Annotated in this window: 12 protein-coding genes; 8 read left to right on the top strand and 4 right to left on the bottom strand. The window is 33.5% G+C overall.

Annotated features, from left to right (window positions below; translation table 11 throughout):
* Positions 1-52 precede the first annotated feature (52 nt).
* Positions 53-919, bottom strand: a complete 867-nt coding sequence (locus C1X07_RS17340; RefSeq protein ID WP_103071291.1) for a hydroxymethylglutaryl-CoA lyase — start codon at positions 917-919, stop codon at positions 53-55.
* Between the two features lie 295 nt (positions 920-1,214).
* Between C1X07_RS17340 and C1X07_RS17335 the strand changes: the two genes are divergently transcribed.
* The 6 genes from C1X07_RS17335 to C1X07_RS17310 all read left to right on the top strand — a co-directional run bounded on the left by C1X07_RS17335 (position 1,215) and on the right by C1X07_RS17310 (position 8,988).
* Positions 1,215-4,169 (top strand): ATP-binding protein, encoded by a 2,955-nt coding sequence (locus C1X07_RS17335; protein ID WP_103071290.1) that lies wholly within the window; start codon positions 1,215-1,217, stop codon positions 4,167-4,169.
* Positions 4,170-4,619: 450 nt separating this feature from the next.
* The gene (locus tag C1X07_RS17330) at positions 4,620-4,979 is read left to right on the top strand and encodes a hypothetical protein (protein ID WP_128755311.1); all 360 of its coding nucleotides are present in this window, start codon (positions 4,620-4,622) and stop codon (positions 4,977-4,979) included.
* 31 nt (positions 4,980-5,010) lie between these two features.
* Positions 5,011-6,270, top strand: a complete 1,260-nt coding sequence (locus tag C1X07_RS17325; RefSeq protein ID WP_103071288.1) for an OmpA family protein — start codon at positions 5,011-5,013, stop codon at positions 6,268-6,270.
* A 4-nt stretch (positions 6,271-6,274) separates the two neighbouring features.
* Positions 6,275-7,528, top strand: coding sequence for a hypothetical protein (locus tag C1X07_RS17320; protein WP_103071287.1), 1,254 nt, complete (start codon positions 6,275-6,277; stop codon positions 7,526-7,528).
* Positions 7,529-7,578: 50 nt separating this feature from the next.
* On the top strand, positions 7,579-8,265 hold the full coding sequence (locus C1X07_RS17315) for a TapB family protein (protein ID WP_128755310.1): 687 nt from the start codon (positions 7,579-7,581) through the stop codon (positions 8,263-8,265).
* 204 nt (positions 8,266-8,469) lie between these two features.
* Entirely contained in the window at positions 8,470-8,988 is a 519-nt protein-coding gene (locus C1X07_RS17310; RefSeq protein WP_103071285.1) for a collagen-like protein, read from the top strand.
* A 68-nt stretch (positions 8,989-9,056) separates the two neighbouring features.
* Here C1X07_RS17310 and C1X07_RS17305 read toward each other — a convergent pair whose 3' ends face one another.
* A complete protein-coding gene (locus tag C1X07_RS17305) occupies positions 9,057-9,683 on the bottom strand; it encodes a LysE family translocator (protein ID WP_103071284.1) in 627 nt (208 codons plus the stop codon).
* 12 nt (positions 9,684-9,695) lie between these two features.
* A complete protein-coding gene (locus C1X07_RS17300) occupies positions 9,696-10,727 on the bottom strand; it encodes a quinone-dependent dihydroorotate dehydrogenase (protein WP_103071283.1) in 1,032 nt (343 codons plus the stop codon).
* Between the two features lie 88 nt (positions 10,728-10,815).
* Between C1X07_RS17300 and pepT the strand changes: the two genes are divergently transcribed.
* Both pepT and C1X07_RS17290 read left to right on the top strand, forming a co-directional pair.
* A complete protein-coding gene (gene pepT / locus C1X07_RS17295) occupies positions 10,816-12,051 on the top strand; it encodes a peptidase T (protein WP_103071282.1) in 1,236 nt (411 codons plus the stop codon).
* Positions 12,052-12,181: 130 nt separating this feature from the next.
* Positions 12,182-13,060: a mechanosensitive ion channel family protein gene (locus tag C1X07_RS17290; protein WP_103071281.1), complete on the top strand. Its 879-nt coding sequence runs from the start codon at positions 12,182-12,184 to the stop codon at positions 13,058-13,060.
* Between the two features lie 249 nt (positions 13,061-13,309).
* On the opposite strand, the gene C1X07_RS17285 is transcribed toward C1X07_RS17290, so the two are convergent.
* Positions 13,310-17,176 (bottom strand): family 20 glycosylhydrolase, encoded by a 3,867-nt coding sequence (locus tag C1X07_RS17285; protein WP_103071280.1) that lies wholly within the window; start codon positions 17,174-17,176, stop codon positions 13,310-13,312.
* Between the last annotated feature and the right edge of the window lie 34 nt (positions 17,177-17,210).

Genomic DNA, 17,210 nt, shown 5'->3' with positions numbered 1-17,210 from the left:
AAAACACTAGAAAAACACAATTTTAAAGCATTACAAATAAGAAAATTACATCTTAATGATACATCGAAAATATTTTTGTTGCTTCATTATATGAAGACTCAAAGCTCAAAGTTCTAATATTAGTTTCTGCCTTAACAGTAGTAAAATAAGAAACCATACGCTCTGTAGGCATATTACCAGTAAGATCATCTTTTGCCATAGGGCATCCACCAAAACCTTGAATGGCTCCATCGAATCGCCTGCATCCTGCTTTATAAGCAGAGTCAACTTTTTCAAACCATGTCGTAGGAGTTGTATGCAAATGTGCTCCAAACTCTATTTCTGGGTACGCCGGAATTAAATTCGAAAACAAATAGTCGATAATCTCTGGATTAGAAGTTCCTACAGTATCTGATAATGAAAGAATCTTTACTCCCATTTTATTCAACTTTTCTGTCCACTCTCCTACTATCTCCACACTCCAGGGGTCTCCATAAGGATTTCCAAACCCCATAGAAAGATATGCAACCACCTTTTTATCAGCCTTATCCGCTATATCTAATATTTCCTGTAATGTAGCTACCGATTCGGCAATGGTTTTGTGCGTATTTCGCATCTGAAAATTTTCAGAAATCGAAAAAGGGTATCCCAAATAATCTATTGCAGTATGCTGTACTGCATCATTTGCTCCTCTTACATTTGCAATTATTGCTAAAAGCTTACTTTTTGTGTCAGAAAGATCCAATTGTGATAAAACATCTGCTGTATCCACCATTTGCGGGATCGCTTTTGGAGACACAAAACTTCCAAAATCTATGGTATCAAAACCACAACGCAACAAAGACTGAATGTATTGAACCTTTTTTTGGGTAGGAATAAACTCCTTAATACCTTGCATAGCATCCCTAGGGCATTCAATGATTTTTATGTTTTTGGTCATTTTAGAGTAGTAAACTAAGAAATATTCAATTGTGAGTATAAAAGTATGATTATTTTTTAAAACCTAATACCTTTCAACACTACTTGATAAGAATCATTAGAGTTCGAATAACCTAAAGCAATCCTATCTGTATTGATTTTAAGGAAAAGACAGAAAATCTTTAGTTAAAAAAATAAAACATATTTTTACAATACCCATATACACAAGACAAAGACCTGCTATCTAAGAATTTTAAACAATCTTAATTCTTAATATTTGATGTTACTGCATTAATTAAACTATTCAAACATTAAGCATGAAAAAGATTATTACAATGCTCATTATACTTTTTACGATAGGTCTACAAGGACAAAGTTTAAAGAAAATTGATTCATTGAAGACTATATTACTTAAGACAAATACAGATGATCAGCACTTAGAGGTCATAAATTCGATCCTACTGGAGTATTTATTTGTGAGTCTTGATTCTGCAAAAATTTATAAAGATAAAATTATTAAAATCTCTAATAAAATTGACAATAAAGACCTTGCTGTTAAAGGTTTTAATGTATCCTCAAACTATTTTTATTATAACTCTGAAATCGATAGTTCATTATTTTATGTAAAAAAGGCGCTTTCATTACTCAAGGATTCTGATAATTACAAATTACAATCTGATTTATACAGGAAACTTGCTATTTTGAGTGTTACTAATTCTGACTTTGAAGGTTATGAAAAATACAGCAATCAAGCAATGGAGCATGCAGTATTGGCTGATGACTGGACTCTATATTGCTCTGCACTAATTGTTTTTGCAAACCAATCCTTTAGAAAAAATGATTATTCAAAGGCATTAAAACATTATATACAAGTAGATTCAATCCATACAGCAAATGATAGCATTACACGAAATCTAACATTAGCTTATGAAAACATCTCTCTTATCTATATTGATTTAAAAAACGAAAAAGCATTAGAATATCTTGATAAAAGTCAAAAAATCCATGAAAAATCAAGCAATGAGGCAGGTATTAACAATACAAATCGTCTACGTGCATCATATTACAGCAAGATAGAAGATACCAAAAAAACAATATTTTTTTTAAACAAAGTTTTGCCATTTTACGAATCCTATGGCGAACCAACTAAACTTGTTGAAATTTATACGGCATTAGCCCGTAACTATTCTCTCACGGGAGAATTTGATAAAGCAGAACCGTTATTAAAAAAAGCTAAGCTTATTACGGATACTAACTCAAATAAAATTGCTAAAAATCAAATGCAATATAGCTATGGTGTATTCTATCTTAGGAAAAAAATGTTTCATGAAGCCATTAGGTATTTTAATGAAGCTCAAAATACTGCACCACCACAGGGAACAGAATATTATTTAGGAGAGCGTAAAGAAATTTCTCAAGGACTCTCTCTGGCTTATGCTAGCATAAAAAATTATAAAATGGCATACCAAGTTAACCAACGATTATTATCTCTTAATGATAGCATCAATAGTCAAAATAAAGAAAAAATAACAACTGAGCTCGAAACTAAATATCAAACAGCTCAAAAGGAGCAAGAAATTACTTTATTAAAATCACAAAACGAATTAGCAGAACAGCAAAAAAGAAGTCAGCGTAATCTTTTTATGGGAGTAATAATCATAACCACTCTAGCGGGGATGTTTCTCTTTATCTTGTATAGAAACCGACAAAAAACTAACAAAAAACTGAAAGAACTAGATACTGCTAAATCACATTTCTTTTCGAATATATCTCATGAACTTAGAACCCCACTTGCCTTAATATCGACTCCCATACAAAACAAATTAATGGAAGCTGATCTTACTGAAAAAGATCGTGCTGATTTTGGATTAGTATTAAACAACAGCAATCGAATCGCAGAACTAGTTAATCAGCTATTGGATATTTCTAAAATCGAGGCAGGTAGCATGCCTTTGTCTTTACAAAAAGTAAAACCTATACAACAAATTAATGCAATCATTAAAGATTTTGAGTATGCCGCAGGTTTAAAAAATATTAATTTTCTGACGTATCTAAACAATCATGATATCCAAGGTTGGATAGATAGAGATGCCATATATAAAATCGTTAATAATTTGGTGTCAAATGCCTTAAAATACACTTCAGAAAATGGTTCCATTATCTTCAATGCTCATATTAAAAAAGAAAAGCTCTCTATCCACATAAAAAATACAGGAGAAGGCTTAACTAAAGAACAACAACAATTAGTTTTTAAACGATTCTACCAAACACATAGTTCACAATCCGGATCTGGTATAGGACTGGCCTTAGTAAATCAATTAGTAAAACTACACCAAGGAACCATTACTGTAGATAGTAATCTGGGTGAATGGACAAGCTTTAATCTCAGCATATCCTTAGATAAAAAATCCATTAAAAATGCAACAATTATCAAAGATCTTCCAACCCCTACACCTACACATAAGCCCGTTACTGAAAAATTAATAGATCGTAGTGAATTAAATACTAATACTGAACTTCCAATTTTATTAATTGTAGAAGACAATCAGGACTTAAACAAGTTACTTCAAGACAGCTTTAAAGATCAATACCAAATTATTAGCTGTAAAGATGGTAAAGAAGGGTATGATATGGCCATAAAACATATCCCAGATATCATTATTTCTGATATTATGATGCCAAAAAAAGACGGAATCCAACTTACAAATGAGCTGAAAAATGATGAACGCACAAGTCATATCCCAATTATTCTATTAACAGCCAGAGCTGGTGAAGAAAATGAATTATCTGGACTACAGATAGGAGCAGATGACTACATCACAAAACCTTATAATCAAAAAATACTGGCTACAAAAGTTTCTAATCTTTTATCGATTAGAAAAAAACTACAACTACGATACAGTCAGGAAGTCTTTTTAACTACAAAAGAAATTGCCGTTACCCCGGTTGACGAAAACTTCTTAAACAGAGTACAAAAAGTACTTGATACCCAATTGGTAGAATCCTCATTTAATATTGAAGAGTTTAGCAAAGCTATAGGCATGAGTAGGATGCAACTTCATAGAAAAATAAAAGCACTGACTGGATTAACATCCTCAGAATTTGTTAGGTCTCAACGGCTTAAACTGGCAGCTCAATTACTTAAAAGCTCTGATACAAATGTATCTCAGGTAGGATACGCTGTTGGGTTCAATGATCACTCTTATTTCACAAAGTGCTTTAAAGAAATGTATAAATGTACTCCGTCTGAATACGCTACAAAAGTAAATTAGAACATACTTTTATCTTTAAAAAAGCAAAATTACTTCACTTTCTCTTTAGATATATTATAGAAGTTATTCTTCTTATCCTATAAAAAACACCCCAAAAACAAAGGGGTAACACACCTTTTATACTAATGTTACATAATTCATAGCCTTTGTTACATACGTTATAATGATCAGCTCCTTCAAACACTAGTTTTACTATCGAATCTAAAAATCAAGTCTGATTCATTTATTGATTATACAGACATGAATAAAAAAAGGAAAGTTCACAAAGGTCATCTTAACAGTTTCCCAACAAACAACATATACCTAAATATTAGCCATTTAGAAACGGGGATCTATACGTTAAGAATCATTCATAAAAACAAAGTAATTAAGAAAGTAAATTTTAAAAAGTAAGGAAATGAAACTATTAAAAATATTATGCATATTGATCTTCAATCAAAATCAAAAATCATGAAAGCAATACAGACTTCAGTACTAATCATACTATTTTTTATTACTCAATTGATTAGTGCTCAAAAAACAAAAGACACTGCTAAAAACCAGGAAAAAACTGCAAAAAAAAGCGACAATCTATTAGATAGGCAAGCCAATGTATTGTCCAGCATCTTTGGAGAGGATCTGAATGGAAAATCAAACGGTAAAACAATTGGTTTTTTAGAACTATTAGAAAAAATGGACATCACATCTGAGCAAAAATTAGAATACAAAAACAGCTATTACCTACAAGCAAAAAAGCTTACACAAAAACAAAAAGACTCCTTAAGTAAAGTTATAGAGAAAAAAATATTGGAAGCTCAGCAGGATCAATAAAAAATCACATAGGGAACAAAAACTGTAAACAATGAAAACTACAAAAGCACTTTGCATTATTATAGCAATATTAAGCATAACAACAAGCAATGCACAACTATTAAAAAGATTAGGAAAAAAAGCAGAAGAAGCTGCAAAACGAACCCTCGAAGAACGCATAGAAAGGGAAACAGAAAAAAATACTGACAAAGGTCTTGATGAAGTTTTTGAAAAGAAAAGAAAAAAGAAAAAAAACAAACAGAAAAAGAGTAAAAAGAAAAACGGAACCATTATAGGAAGTTCTACTGATTATGAAGTTAATCGTACTTCAGATTTTACAGCAGGTAATAGAATTATTTTTCAGGACAATTTTACGAACGACGCTCAAGGTGATTTCCCAGCTAAATGGGATACGAATGGTTCTGGTGAAATAGTAATTATCAACACTAAAAAATGGCTTCGCTTAGGAGGTAACTCCAAATATGTTCCAACAACTAAAGAACCATTATCCGAGAATTACACAATCGAGTTTGATCTTCTTACCCAGGGATTAGATAAGAAAACCAGTTCAGAGGCTTGGATCAAGCTTCTTCTAGAAGATAATACTGGTTTTCAAAAACCAAAAAACTGGTGTATGATAGAGCTTTCTCCTTGCCAATTTATCGCATCTCGAGGAGTGGTAGAAAAAGTAGTCAATGGGCAACGTCAAATTCGTAATGCCATTGGTAAAGACTATCGTACTCAAATAGACGGAAAGTCACATATCTCTATTGCAATCAACAAAACTAGGATGCGTGTATGGATAAATGAGAATAAAATAGTAGATGTCCCAAGGTTAGTACCCGAAGGAGCTCATGTGTTTAAAATCCACACCAAAGGACTGAGAGATACTGATGACAAAGACGAAGTCTATATTTCTGACTTCAAAATTGCTAAAAGTGACAAAGACAATCGAAGTAAGCTAATCACCGAAGGGCGATTATCCACCAATGCGATTCTTTTTAAAACAGGATCTTCTACCATCACCGGAGGAGGAGAAACTATTATTAAAGAAGTTGCCACAGCCCTACAAAGCGTATCAAATATGAAAATAAAGATCATAGGTCATACCGATTCTGATGGAAACACCGAAAGCAATCAAAAACTTTCTGAACAACGAGCAAAAGCTGTTAAGATGGTACTTGTAGAACAATACGACATACAATATAGCAGAATACAGGTTGAAGGGAAAGGCGAATCAAATCCGATTTCGAACAACACATCTATGTCTGGAAAGGCAAAAAACAGAAGAGTAGAGTTTATTAAAATATAAAGAAATGAAAACATCAAAATCTATTATATACGCACTTACAGTATATCTGTCTATAGCTTCGTTTTTATCTTGTTCTAACGATGATGACACCCCCAGAGTCGATCCCAACCAAGAAATCATACTAGCAACATTAGACTACTCAAATTTAAGTGTAAACAGCTTACCTAATATGATCATAGCCAACGATACCGAAGGTGAGATTTTAACTACGGTAGAAACCAATAAAGTACCAGGTATCTATACACTAACTGCTAAAGGGTATGCTTCAAATAACTTTACGCTTACAACTCTTTTAGCAACAACAGACTATAAAAGCTTAATCACCATCAAAGATATTCCTGTGGGCATTAGTGCAATTGCTCCAAACTACAACCCTACCAGAAACGGTAGCATAAAATTTACTCTAAACTTAATCGGAGCTAGCCAAATCAGACTTTTTGTTTATGGATTAAAAAATAAAACCAGTACAGATGGAGTAGACCCTTTAACTAGTGCCTCTACTAAAACCTATACTTATAACAAAGAAGACTCTGCTGATAGGATACTCCTCAAAATAAGGTATAAGCCAAATGATGTAGATCCTGTAGTTTATGGATATGCATGGATTGACAACTATAAAGAAATTGAAAATAGGACGTTAAGTTTGGCTGATTTTACTATAGTACCAACAGGCTCTATAACCATCAATGATACTTCAGAAAGTAGTTACACTGATCTTTACGCTATTTATGACACTAATAGAGTCGTGAGTCTCGAAAGTAATTACCCTCAGCATATGAAAATTACTGAAGGTTTTGAATATTACTTAATAAGATATGGAGCTTCTTATCCCGATGGAGTGCATCATAGTAAACCAATTAAAACTGATGATATACCTGAAACATTATCCATTACAAAACCAGATTGGAATTGCTCATACACCTCGACCTCAAATAGTCTGCAAGTGCAACCATCTGGCAATTATTTATGTACCATTGTTAGAACACAAATGACAAATCCTGATGGCAAAAATCTCTCTTGGGACATTACCTTTCCAAATAATGAGGTGAATACTATAACACTTCCAAAACTACCGGATAATCTTTCTGATTATATCAATTATTTCAAAGACACTTCAAGTTTCGAAGATAATGATCTGACTTTAATCAATTTACCCAACAACTTCAATTATACAGATTATATACAAGACGCAATTGATAGAAGAAATGAACTGGTGGAGCAAAATGGAGAATTTCTTTCAATTCGGTTAAATCCATAAATATCATGCCACTTATCAAAAAAAAATACTAACAGTTAACAAAATAATCTATGAAACATATCGCTTTTTTAATTGCAATACTGATGATTCAAACAGTAGCTGCACAGAATAACAATTGTAGCAAATTTTACGCTAGCCAGGAAGGAAAGACATTGACCATACATCAATATGACAAACGAGAACGTCTCGAAATCATTAGTCAGTATAAGGTTACTAAAGTTGAGAATACTGGTGAACAAAGTATTATTACTATTTCAATGAATTTGGCAGATGGAAGAAACAACAAACATATTATTTCTTCATCATTTAAAGCACGTTGCTCTGGAAAAACTACTCGTCTGGATCCTGAATCTTTTATTGCCCCTGGTATATTAGATCAGTATAATGACATGGAGTATAGCATTACGGGAGATGATATTTCTTTCCCTAATAGCTTAACAGTCGGTCAGGAACTACCAAATGCATCAGTACAAATGTCTGTAAATGCTGGAATCATGAACATAAACATGACCACCACTATGCAAAACAGAAAAGTAATTGAGAAAGAACAAGTTACTACTCCCGCCGGAACATTTGATTGCTATGTAATTACCTATACCAACGTATTAACCATGGGAATGACCAAAACATTACACTCTAAACAATGGATAGCAGAAGGTGTAGGTATGGTAAAAGAAGAAACTCGCAAAGCAAATGGAAGACTTGTTACTAAAAGCGTGCTAGTAGCAATTAACTAGGATGCATATTTTATTAAGTCTTTCTTTTTAACAAAGAAGCATTGAAAAACAACTGATTTACAACCAACCAACTCCCAACTAAAAACATTGGGAGAAGCTGATATTTTCATTGCCCAAAATCTGACATGACATTATAGAGACCTAGAAAACATTTATAAACAATACTTAAAACCTTAAACATTTTAAACATTAAAGCTTTACATTATGAAAACAAAAAAATTAAAACTACAGTACTTTTTTTTGGCAGTTATTACATTATTAACATTTTCTTGCTCTGATGGAGAAGACGGTGCTGTTGGTCCTGCCGGACCACAAGGGGAACAAGGAACTGACGGACAAGACGGAACAAATGGACAGGATGGAACAGATGGAGAAAACGGTAATGCCAATGTGGTTTCTGTTTTATTTGAGGATCAAACCATCTCTAATGGAGATAATGTTTTTGACATTCCTGAATTGACACAAGAAATATTCGATAACGGCTTTGTTTTTGGCTATGTAACGGTTACAGGTAATGACTATTGGGAAACATTACCCATTAGTAGTGGTGGTGATATAATATTGGAAATTGATAAAATTGAAGTTGGAAAAGCAACCTTACGCGCCACTTTTAATCAATCCAATCTAAGGCTTAGGTTTGTTTTAGTTGCTAGTAGTGACCTGGATAGTGCTAGTTTTTCAAATTTTCAGGATATCAAAGAATATTACAATTTAAAAGACTAATATTATTTAAACTTTGCCAATATAAAACCAAGGCTTATTGTCTTGGTTTTTCCTTATAAGTACATTAATTATTGTTCTGAAAGAAGAATAAAGACTCCAATACCGACAAATACGACTATCTGAAGCCATTTTAGTATAACACCTATATTGGAGTTCTTTTTTAAATATTCAGAAATGGATCCTGCCAAAATAGCTACCAATCCAAAAACAGTAAATGAAACCATAATAAAAAGAAATCCAAGCATATAGAACTGTGACACATTACTCATAGTCTTACTAAATAAAAAACCAGGGAAAAACGCCAAAAAGAATATAGACACTTTAGGGTTTAACACATTCATCACAAATCCTTGTTTGAACAATTGCCAAATGCTTTTTTTTGGCATACTCCCTTCTGTAAGATTCACCGAGGCTTCACTTCTAAATACTTTATACGCCAGAAAAAACAAGTATAGTGCTCCAAATAGTTTAATACTAAAAAAAAGAATTTCACTTTGTTTAATGATAACTGATACACCAAACGCTACAAGTGTAGTATGAATCAAACACCCAGACATTAATCCAGACACTACAGCCAATCCATATTTTTTACCATTTACCACACTTTGCATTAGCACAAATATATTATCCGGTCCTGGCGAGATTGCTAATGCCGAAGTAGCCAAAACAAAAGTGTAAAGAATCTCGTAGTTCATATTGCAAAGAACCTAACTACTTAGTAGTGCTTTGTTAATACGTTTAATCAATCTAGGACCTTCATATATAAAACCAGTATATATCTGCACCAAACTTGCACCAGCCTCTAATTTTTCTATAGCATCCTCAGCACTATGAATCCCACCTACTCCAATAATAGGAAAAGCTTTATTACTTTTTTCTGATAAATATCTAATTACCTCAGTGCTTTTATTTTTTATAGGTTGCCCACTTAGTCCCCCATTACCAATACTTTCAATTTTAGTGTTTGGAGTCTTTAACCCCTCTCTTGTAACCGAAGTATTGCTTGCAATCACACCATCCAAATTAGTCTCGGCAACTAATTCTATTATTTCATCCAGTTGATTTGTATTTAAATCCGGAGCAATCTTTAGCACAATTGGTTTTTGTTTTTCAAATGTTTTATTTTCTTGTTGTACAGCCAATATCAATTCATTCAAATACTCTTTATCATTAAGTTTTGCATGACTCCCAACATTCGGGCAACTTACATTCAAAACAAAATAATCAACATATGGATGTAATACTCTAAAGCACTTAAGGTAATCTTTGGTATAATTTTCTGGTAAAGTAGCTGTGTTCTTTCCTATATTGCCTCCAATAATAAGCTTTCCTTTATTTTTCTTAAGCTGCTTAATAACTGCATCGAGTCCTTCATTATTAAACCCCATTCTATTAATAATCCCTTGATCAGCCTTAAGTCTAAACAATCTTTTTTTAGGATTACCTTCCTGACCTTTTGGGGTTACAGTTCCTATCTCAATAAACCCAAATCCAAAATTAGCCAGTTCATTATACAAAACGGCATTCTTATCAAATCCCGCTGCTAATCCTACCGGGTTTTCAAATTTTAAACCAAAAACTTCTCTCTGTAACTTGGCTCCTTTAACTGCATATAAACTTCTGAATATCGAGGGTACCAAAGGAATTTTTGATAAAAACTTAACCATATTAAAAGTAAAATGATGTACTTTTTCGGGATCAAAAAGGAATAATAAAGGACGTAGTAAGAATTTATACATTAACTATAATTTTGCTTGTGCAAAAATAAGTCATCCAAGGTTCTAATAAAAGTGTATTTTTGAATTCTTCAGATACTAAAATATTATTATGATTTCAAAACAGCATATTATAAATAGATTTATAAGCTATGTAACCATTGATACCGAAAGTGATCCAGAAAGCAATACGACTCCAAGTACTTCAAAACAATGGGATCTTGCCAACAAACTGGTTCAGGAGCTAAAAGACATTGGATTAGAGGATGTAAGCATAGACGAAAATGCCTATATCATGGCTACTCTTCCATCTAATGTTGATCATGCAGTTCCTACAATTGGTTTTATATCACACTTTGATACTAGCCCTGATTTTACAGGAGCAAATGTAAATCCACAGATCATAGACAATTACGACGGAAAAGATATTGTATTAAATGCTTCAGAGAATATTATTCTTTCTCCCGATTATTTTGAGGATCTAAAACAATACACTGGGCAAACACTTATTACGACAGACGGGACTACACTTCTGGGAGCAGATGATAAAGCCGGAATTACCGAAATAGTTAGTGCCATGGAGTATTTAATACAACATCCCGAAATTAAACATGGAAAAATTCGAGTAGGGTTCACTCCTGATGAAGAAATTGGTCGTGGAGCTCATAAATTTGATGTTTCCAAATTTGGAGCAGATTGGGCTTACACTATGGATGGCAGTCAAATTGGAGAGCTAGAATATGAAAATTTTAATGCTGCTGGAGCTTTAGTTACTATTAAAGGTAAGATTGTACATCCTGGTTATGCTAAAGGCAAAATGATCAATAGTATGTACATAGCCCAAGATTTTATCAATTCACTACCCGAAACAGAAACTCCTGAACACACAAGTGGTCGAGAAGGGTTTTTCCATCTACACAATATAAAAGGGGATGTAGAAGAAACTCAGCTACATTACATAATAAGGGATCATGATAAAAAGCTTTTTGAAAGTAGAAAAGAAACTTTTAAAAATATAGCTAACAAAATCAACTCGAAACTTGAAAATGATGTAGTAAAAATAGAGGTCAAAGATCAGTATTACAATATGCGAGAAAAAGTTGAGCCGGTAATGCATATAGTTGATATTGCTGAAGAAGCTATGAAATCTCTTAATATTGAACCCATCATAAAACCTATACGAGGAGGAACCGATGGGTCTCAATTAAGTTTTATGGGACTACCTTGTCCTAATATTTTTGCTGGTGGTCATAATTTCCATGGTCGTTATGAATATGTTCCTGTAGAAAGTATGATCAAAGCTGTAGAAGTGATTGTAAAAATCACTGAATTAACAGCCCAAAAGTAAATTAACAACTTATCGGTATTTCTATACTTTAAACGATTTTCTGCATTTTTATCATCTAATCGCCCTAATGCGATACTCATGATAATAGTAGATTTATGTTGTAACTATAAATCACATAAAAACATAAATCATGCAAACAACAGAAAAAGTATTGGATACTGCAACAACAGTCACATCTCAAACAGGGAGTACTATTATGAACTCCCTTAGTGGCTTTTTTAACTCTATACAAGAAGGTGCTGGTCAATATGGATTAAAAATTGTTGGAGGAATCGTTGCTTTAATTATTGGTCTTTGGATTGTAAAAATGATCATGAAAGCCATTAAAAAGACTTTTGACAAAAGTAAGGTTGATCACACCTTAAAACCTTTTCTAGTAACACTGGTAAATTTCTTACTAAAAGTACTTTTATTTATTTCGATTGCAGGAATCGTAGGAATTCCTACCGCAACATTTGCAGCCTTGTTAGCGGCTGTCGGATTAGCTATAGGAGGTGCTTTTAATGGTTCTCTAGGACATATGGCTGCCGGAGTTATGCTTCTGGTGTTTAGACCTTTTAAAGTTGGAGACCTTATAGAAACCGGAGGAAAACTAGGGTTTGTAAAGGAAATTTCGGTTTTTGTAACTGTTCTTGAAACTTTTCAAAATAAAACAGAAATTATACCCAACGGAGCAATTACTGCAGGAACCATAACAAACCTTACGACGATTGGTAATCTAAGAGTAGACATGCCATTTGGAATTCAGTACGGAGCTGATATAGAAAAAGCAAAACAAATTGTTATGGAAGTAATGAAATCTGATCAAAATGTATTACAAAAGCCTGCGCCAAGAGTAGCTGTCAATAATCTGGGAGCTAATGGGATAGAGCTACTGGCTTTACCGTATTCTACCTGCGAAGATTACTGGGATGTGTATTGGGATACCCGTCAAAGAATTGTAGAAGCTCTAGGAAATGCTAGTTATGACGCTCCTTTACCTCAGCGAATTGTTACCATGAAGAGTTAATTAAAAATAATATGAGAAATAAAAAAGCGCGATAAAATTACATTAGTTTTATCGCGCTTTTAGAAAAGTAGGCTAGTTATTACTTCTTATCTGCCGGCTGATTTAATTTTTGACTCATCACCAATGAAATTGCAGACTTATAATTGTCAGAACAAAAATCAAAATCATTTTTTTTAACATTGAACAAATAAGAATTACAAGTACAATACTAGAGAACCACCTCTAGCATTTCATTCTTAAATCAAACAACTACCTAATAATCAGTTTTTTAAATAATGTCGAATTATCAAATTTCACAGTTACAATATACATTCCTTTATTGAAACCTCTTAAGTCTATCACTTTTTTAGAATTTCCTGTATCAGAATAAATCAACCTTCCTGATAACGTGTAGATATTATATTCCAAAGCTTTACTTTCATTAAGATTATAAACTTCAATTGAAACCTTATCTTTAGCAGGATTTTGACTAAAATCAAATTCAGATTCTATATTCTCAGTAGTATTGACCAGAATATTTCTTTCCACTGTTTTTGATGCAACTGGCATCTCACTAGTAAATGCACTAGCCGGAATCACTTCTACAGGTATACTTCCATTACCTTGACTAGGTTTGCGCCACCCCACACTTAAATTATCATTAAGACCTCCTTCTTTCAATAAAGCTTCTAAATAATATACTTGTCCGGCAACTAAATGTATTCCTATAGATTTTTGAGTTTCGAATTTATCCCATTGCTTATGGTTTGTCCATCTTGTATGGTGTGCAATTTTCCTCTTGTTTTCTACAGAACTATCTGTACTCAAGCTTAATTCTACATGATCATCACCAGCAACCCAAAAATAATAAGTTCCTGTCTCTGGAGCAGAAAGATATCCACTAACTCGTGCTCCATAATTATCCCCTGCACCCTGTGGAATATCGAAATTATTAAGAGTGATCTTAGATGAAGGGTTATCTGGGAAATTGGGAGCATTTAAAAGATCTGAAATCGTTATACCATTTATATTATCATAACGTTCCATAGTCAATATTCCTCTAGGTTTTTGAACCAATATACTACAAGGAACAACTTCTTTTGGCGTACTCGCATGACCATCACTAGGTTTTCTCCAACCAACAGTCAGATTATCATTACGTCCCCCTTCTTTCATTAATGCTTCTATGTAATATACTTCTCCTGCTTTCAAATTCACTGCATTAGATTTCTGACTAGGATATTTATTCCACTCTTTATAATTTGTCCATCGAGAATGATAAGCGATTCTTTTTTTATTCCCAGAGAAAGAATTGCTACTCAAATTTAATTCTACGTGGTCATCACCTGCTACCCAAAAATAGTAGTTTCCGGTTTCTGGTGCAGCAATATAACCACTAACTCTTACTCCATAATTATCCCCTGCATCCAGTGGAATATCAAAATTATCAAGAGTGGTCACAGATGAAGGATTATCTGGGAAATTGGAAGCATTTAAAAGATCTAAAATCGATATACCATTTATATTATCATAACGTTCCATAGTTAAGAACCCTTGAGGCCTGTGTGTAAATGCATCAATTGGAATTACTTCAACAGGAACACTTCCATCACCATTACCTGGTTTACGCCATCCAATTGTCAGGTTGTCACCACCACTAGCTTCTTTCATTAATGCTTCTATGTAATATATTTCTCCTGCAACTAATTTTATACCTTCAGATTTTTGGGTATCATATTTGTTCCACTGTTTATAATTGGTCCAATGATTATGATATGCGATTCTCTTTTTATTTCTTGGAGAAGCATCAATACTTAGATTCAACTCCGCATGGTCATCACCGGCAACCCAAAAATAGTAAATACCAGTTTTTGGGGCAGAAAGATAACCACGAACCCGTACTCCATAATTATCTCCTGAATTACGAGGAATATCAAATTGAGTAAGACTATTCACAGAAGAAGGTTTGTCAGGATAATTAGATGAATTTAAAAGGTCTGAAATCGCTAAACCACTTATATTATTATAACGTTCCATTGTAAGTATCGAATCTTCAGAACATCCTGGTCTTTCTGTAAAAACATGGCAAGGTATTACCTCTGAAGGAGTATTTCTGTTTTCATCCCCAGGCTTAAGCCATCCCACGGATAAAATATCCGCTCCACTTTTTTCTTTGAGCAGAGCTTCAATATAATATCTATTTCCTGCTACCAAACTTATTGCTTCCGACTTTTGGGTAGAATACTTGTTCCAATCCCCTGCTGCTGCATGACCATTATGATAAGCTATCCGGTTTTTGTTTTTAGGTAGTCCATCCAAGCTGAGATTTAACTCTACATTATCATCTCCAGTTACCCAAAAATGATAAGCTCCTGTTTCGGGTGCAATAAAATAACCACTTAATTTAGCTCCATAGTTATCACCTTTATTTACAGGAATATGAAATCTATCAAGATAGACCACCGAAGTAGGTCTTTCTGGATAATTAGGAGCATTTAAAAGGTCAGAAATACTTGATCCTTCAATATTATCATACCGCTCCATGATTATGTTATTTGATGAAGTACATGGAATTGGAGGGTTCAAATCGTCTTTCCAAACCACTAGTGGAGATTCATAGTAATTAACTTCAAGATTTTCAAATCGGTTTTTATGAAAACCTAAACGTTCCTTGTATTCATCCCAATTATTTAAAGATGCATCTGACCATCCAACTTCAGCTACTCCTACCAATCTAGGGTATGTTCTAAAGTCAATCTGATCTTCTGTCTCTGTTCTTTCTGTCCAAAGCGCAGATTCCACACCTACTATCTGCTCTGGTTTTATCCCTTTGAAAGCCTGAATAGTTGTTGGATTCCAGCTGTAAGAATGCTGCACATCACTTCTAGAGTAACTATAATCAAGATAAATGTTGCTCTGTGGAGACATAATAATTTTCGATCCCTGTTCTACTGCTCCTTCAATCTTTCCTCCACCACTTTTCCAATTTTGCACTATAGTTTCTGAATCAAGTTCAGAAAAACTTATTTCTGTCCAACCTATCATTTTCTTACCATTGGCTTGTACAATACGCTCCAATTCATTCACAAAATTAAGAAAGGCTTCTCTTGGTAAAGTACTTGTTGGAACCTCATCTCCACCAACATGTATAAATGGTCCAGTTGTCATATCTGCAAGTTCTCGAATCACATCCCTCATAAAATCCAAAACTTCTGGTTTAATTATATTTTGCTCATCTGCACAAAGCGTACTAAATCCAACAGCTGTTCCTGTATACAAAGACTTAGGTTGATTATCACAGTTAAGTTCTCCATATGAAGCTAAAGCGGCATTAATATGACCTGGCATATCAATTTCGGGAATAATAGTAATAAATCTGTCGTTGGCATACTGCACGATATCTCTATATTCTTCCTGAGTTAAATAACCTCCAGGTCCTCCACCTACTTCAGTAGAACCACCTATTAATGCTAAATTTGGCCAAGACTTTATCTCAATTCTCCATCCTTGATCATCTGATAAATGTAGATGTAAAACATTCATTTTATACATGGCCATTAAATCAATTTGACGCTTTATGACTGCTGGAGTAAAAAAGTGTCTAGCGATATCCAGCATATTTCCTCTGTGTCCATATTGTGGGTTATCGATTATGGTACCAGTTGGAATGACCCAGGTAGCATCGTGAACCGTTTTTTTTAAAATACTTGAAGGTAAAAGTTGAAGCAAACTCTGTGTTCCATAAAATAGTCCTGCTGCTTTGTTCGCTACTAAAGTAATCCTGGTCTCACCAATAGTCAGTTTGTAACCTTCGTCGCCTAAATTTGAATCATAGCTTCCATTTAAACTAAGAACAATACTCCCTGTTTGAATTCTTTCACCATTGGAGTATATAGGGATCGTATATCCTGTTGAAGGTCTCAGTCTGTTTCTAAAGATAGTGGCTATACCTATCGATTTACTCTTTTCAGAGCCTTGAACATGTATTGCAGATGTAGGTAATAAAGAAAAAAGCTTATTTGTCGAATTTACTTGATAAGGTCTGGGAATAATGTAATTAGAATCTAAAGATTGAGCAAATAGAGTTGTTGTAACTATTGTTAAAAATAATAGACAAAATAATAGTTTTCGTTTCATAATTAGTTTTTTAAGTTTACATTTAGTTATCAGA

This window comes from Aquimarina sediminis, assembly GCF_002895435.1.
GTDB lineage: Bacteria > Bacteroidota > Bacteroidia > Flavobacteriales > Flavobacteriaceae > Aquimarina > Aquimarina sediminis.
Note: the sequence above shows the minus strand (reverse complement) of the source record. Positions and strands in the feature narration are given on the sequence as shown.

Excerpts from the sequence above, each read along its gene's own strand:
- C1X07_RS17340 (WP_103071291.1), bottom strand. The coding sequence starts at position 919 with ATGACCAAAAACATAAAAATCATTGAATGCCCTAGGGATGCTATGCAA.
- C1X07_RS17335 (WP_103071290.1), top strand. The coding sequence starts at position 1,215 with ATGAAAAAGATTATTACAATGCTCATTATACTTTTTACGATAGGTCTA.
- C1X07_RS17330 (WP_128755311.1), top strand. The coding sequence starts at position 4,620 with ATGAAAGCAATACAGACTTCAGTACTAATCATACTATTTTTTATTACT.
- C1X07_RS17325 (WP_103071288.1), top strand. The coding sequence starts at position 5,011 with ATGAAAACTACAAAAGCACTTTGCATTATTATAGCAATATTAAGCATA.
- C1X07_RS17320 (WP_103071287.1), top strand. The coding sequence starts at position 6,275 with ATGAAAACATCAAAATCTATTATATACGCACTTACAGTATATCTGTCT.
- C1X07_RS17315 (WP_128755310.1), top strand. The coding sequence starts at position 7,579 with ATGAAACATATCGCTTTTTTAATTGCAATACTGATGATTCAAACAGTA.
- C1X07_RS17310 (WP_103071285.1), top strand. The coding sequence starts at position 8,470 with ATGAAAACAAAAAAATTAAAACTACAGTACTTTTTTTTGGCAGTTATT.
- C1X07_RS17305 (WP_103071284.1), bottom strand. The coding sequence starts at position 9,683 with ATGAACTACGAGATTCTTTACACTTTTGTTTTGGCTACTTCGGCATTA.
- C1X07_RS17300 (WP_103071283.1), bottom strand. The coding sequence starts at position 10,727 with ATGTATAAATTCTTACTACGTCCTTTATTATTCCTTTTTGATCCCGAA.
- pepT (WP_103071282.1), top strand. The coding sequence starts at position 10,816 with ATGATTTCAAAACAGCATATTATAAATAGATTTATAAGCTATGTAACC.
- C1X07_RS17290 (WP_103071281.1), top strand. The coding sequence starts at position 12,182 with ATGCAAACAACAGAAAAAGTATTGGATACTGCAACAACAGTCACATCT.
- C1X07_RS17285 (WP_103071280.1), bottom strand. The coding sequence starts at position 17,176 with ATGAAACGAAAACTATTATTTTGTCTATTATTTTTAACAATAGTTACA.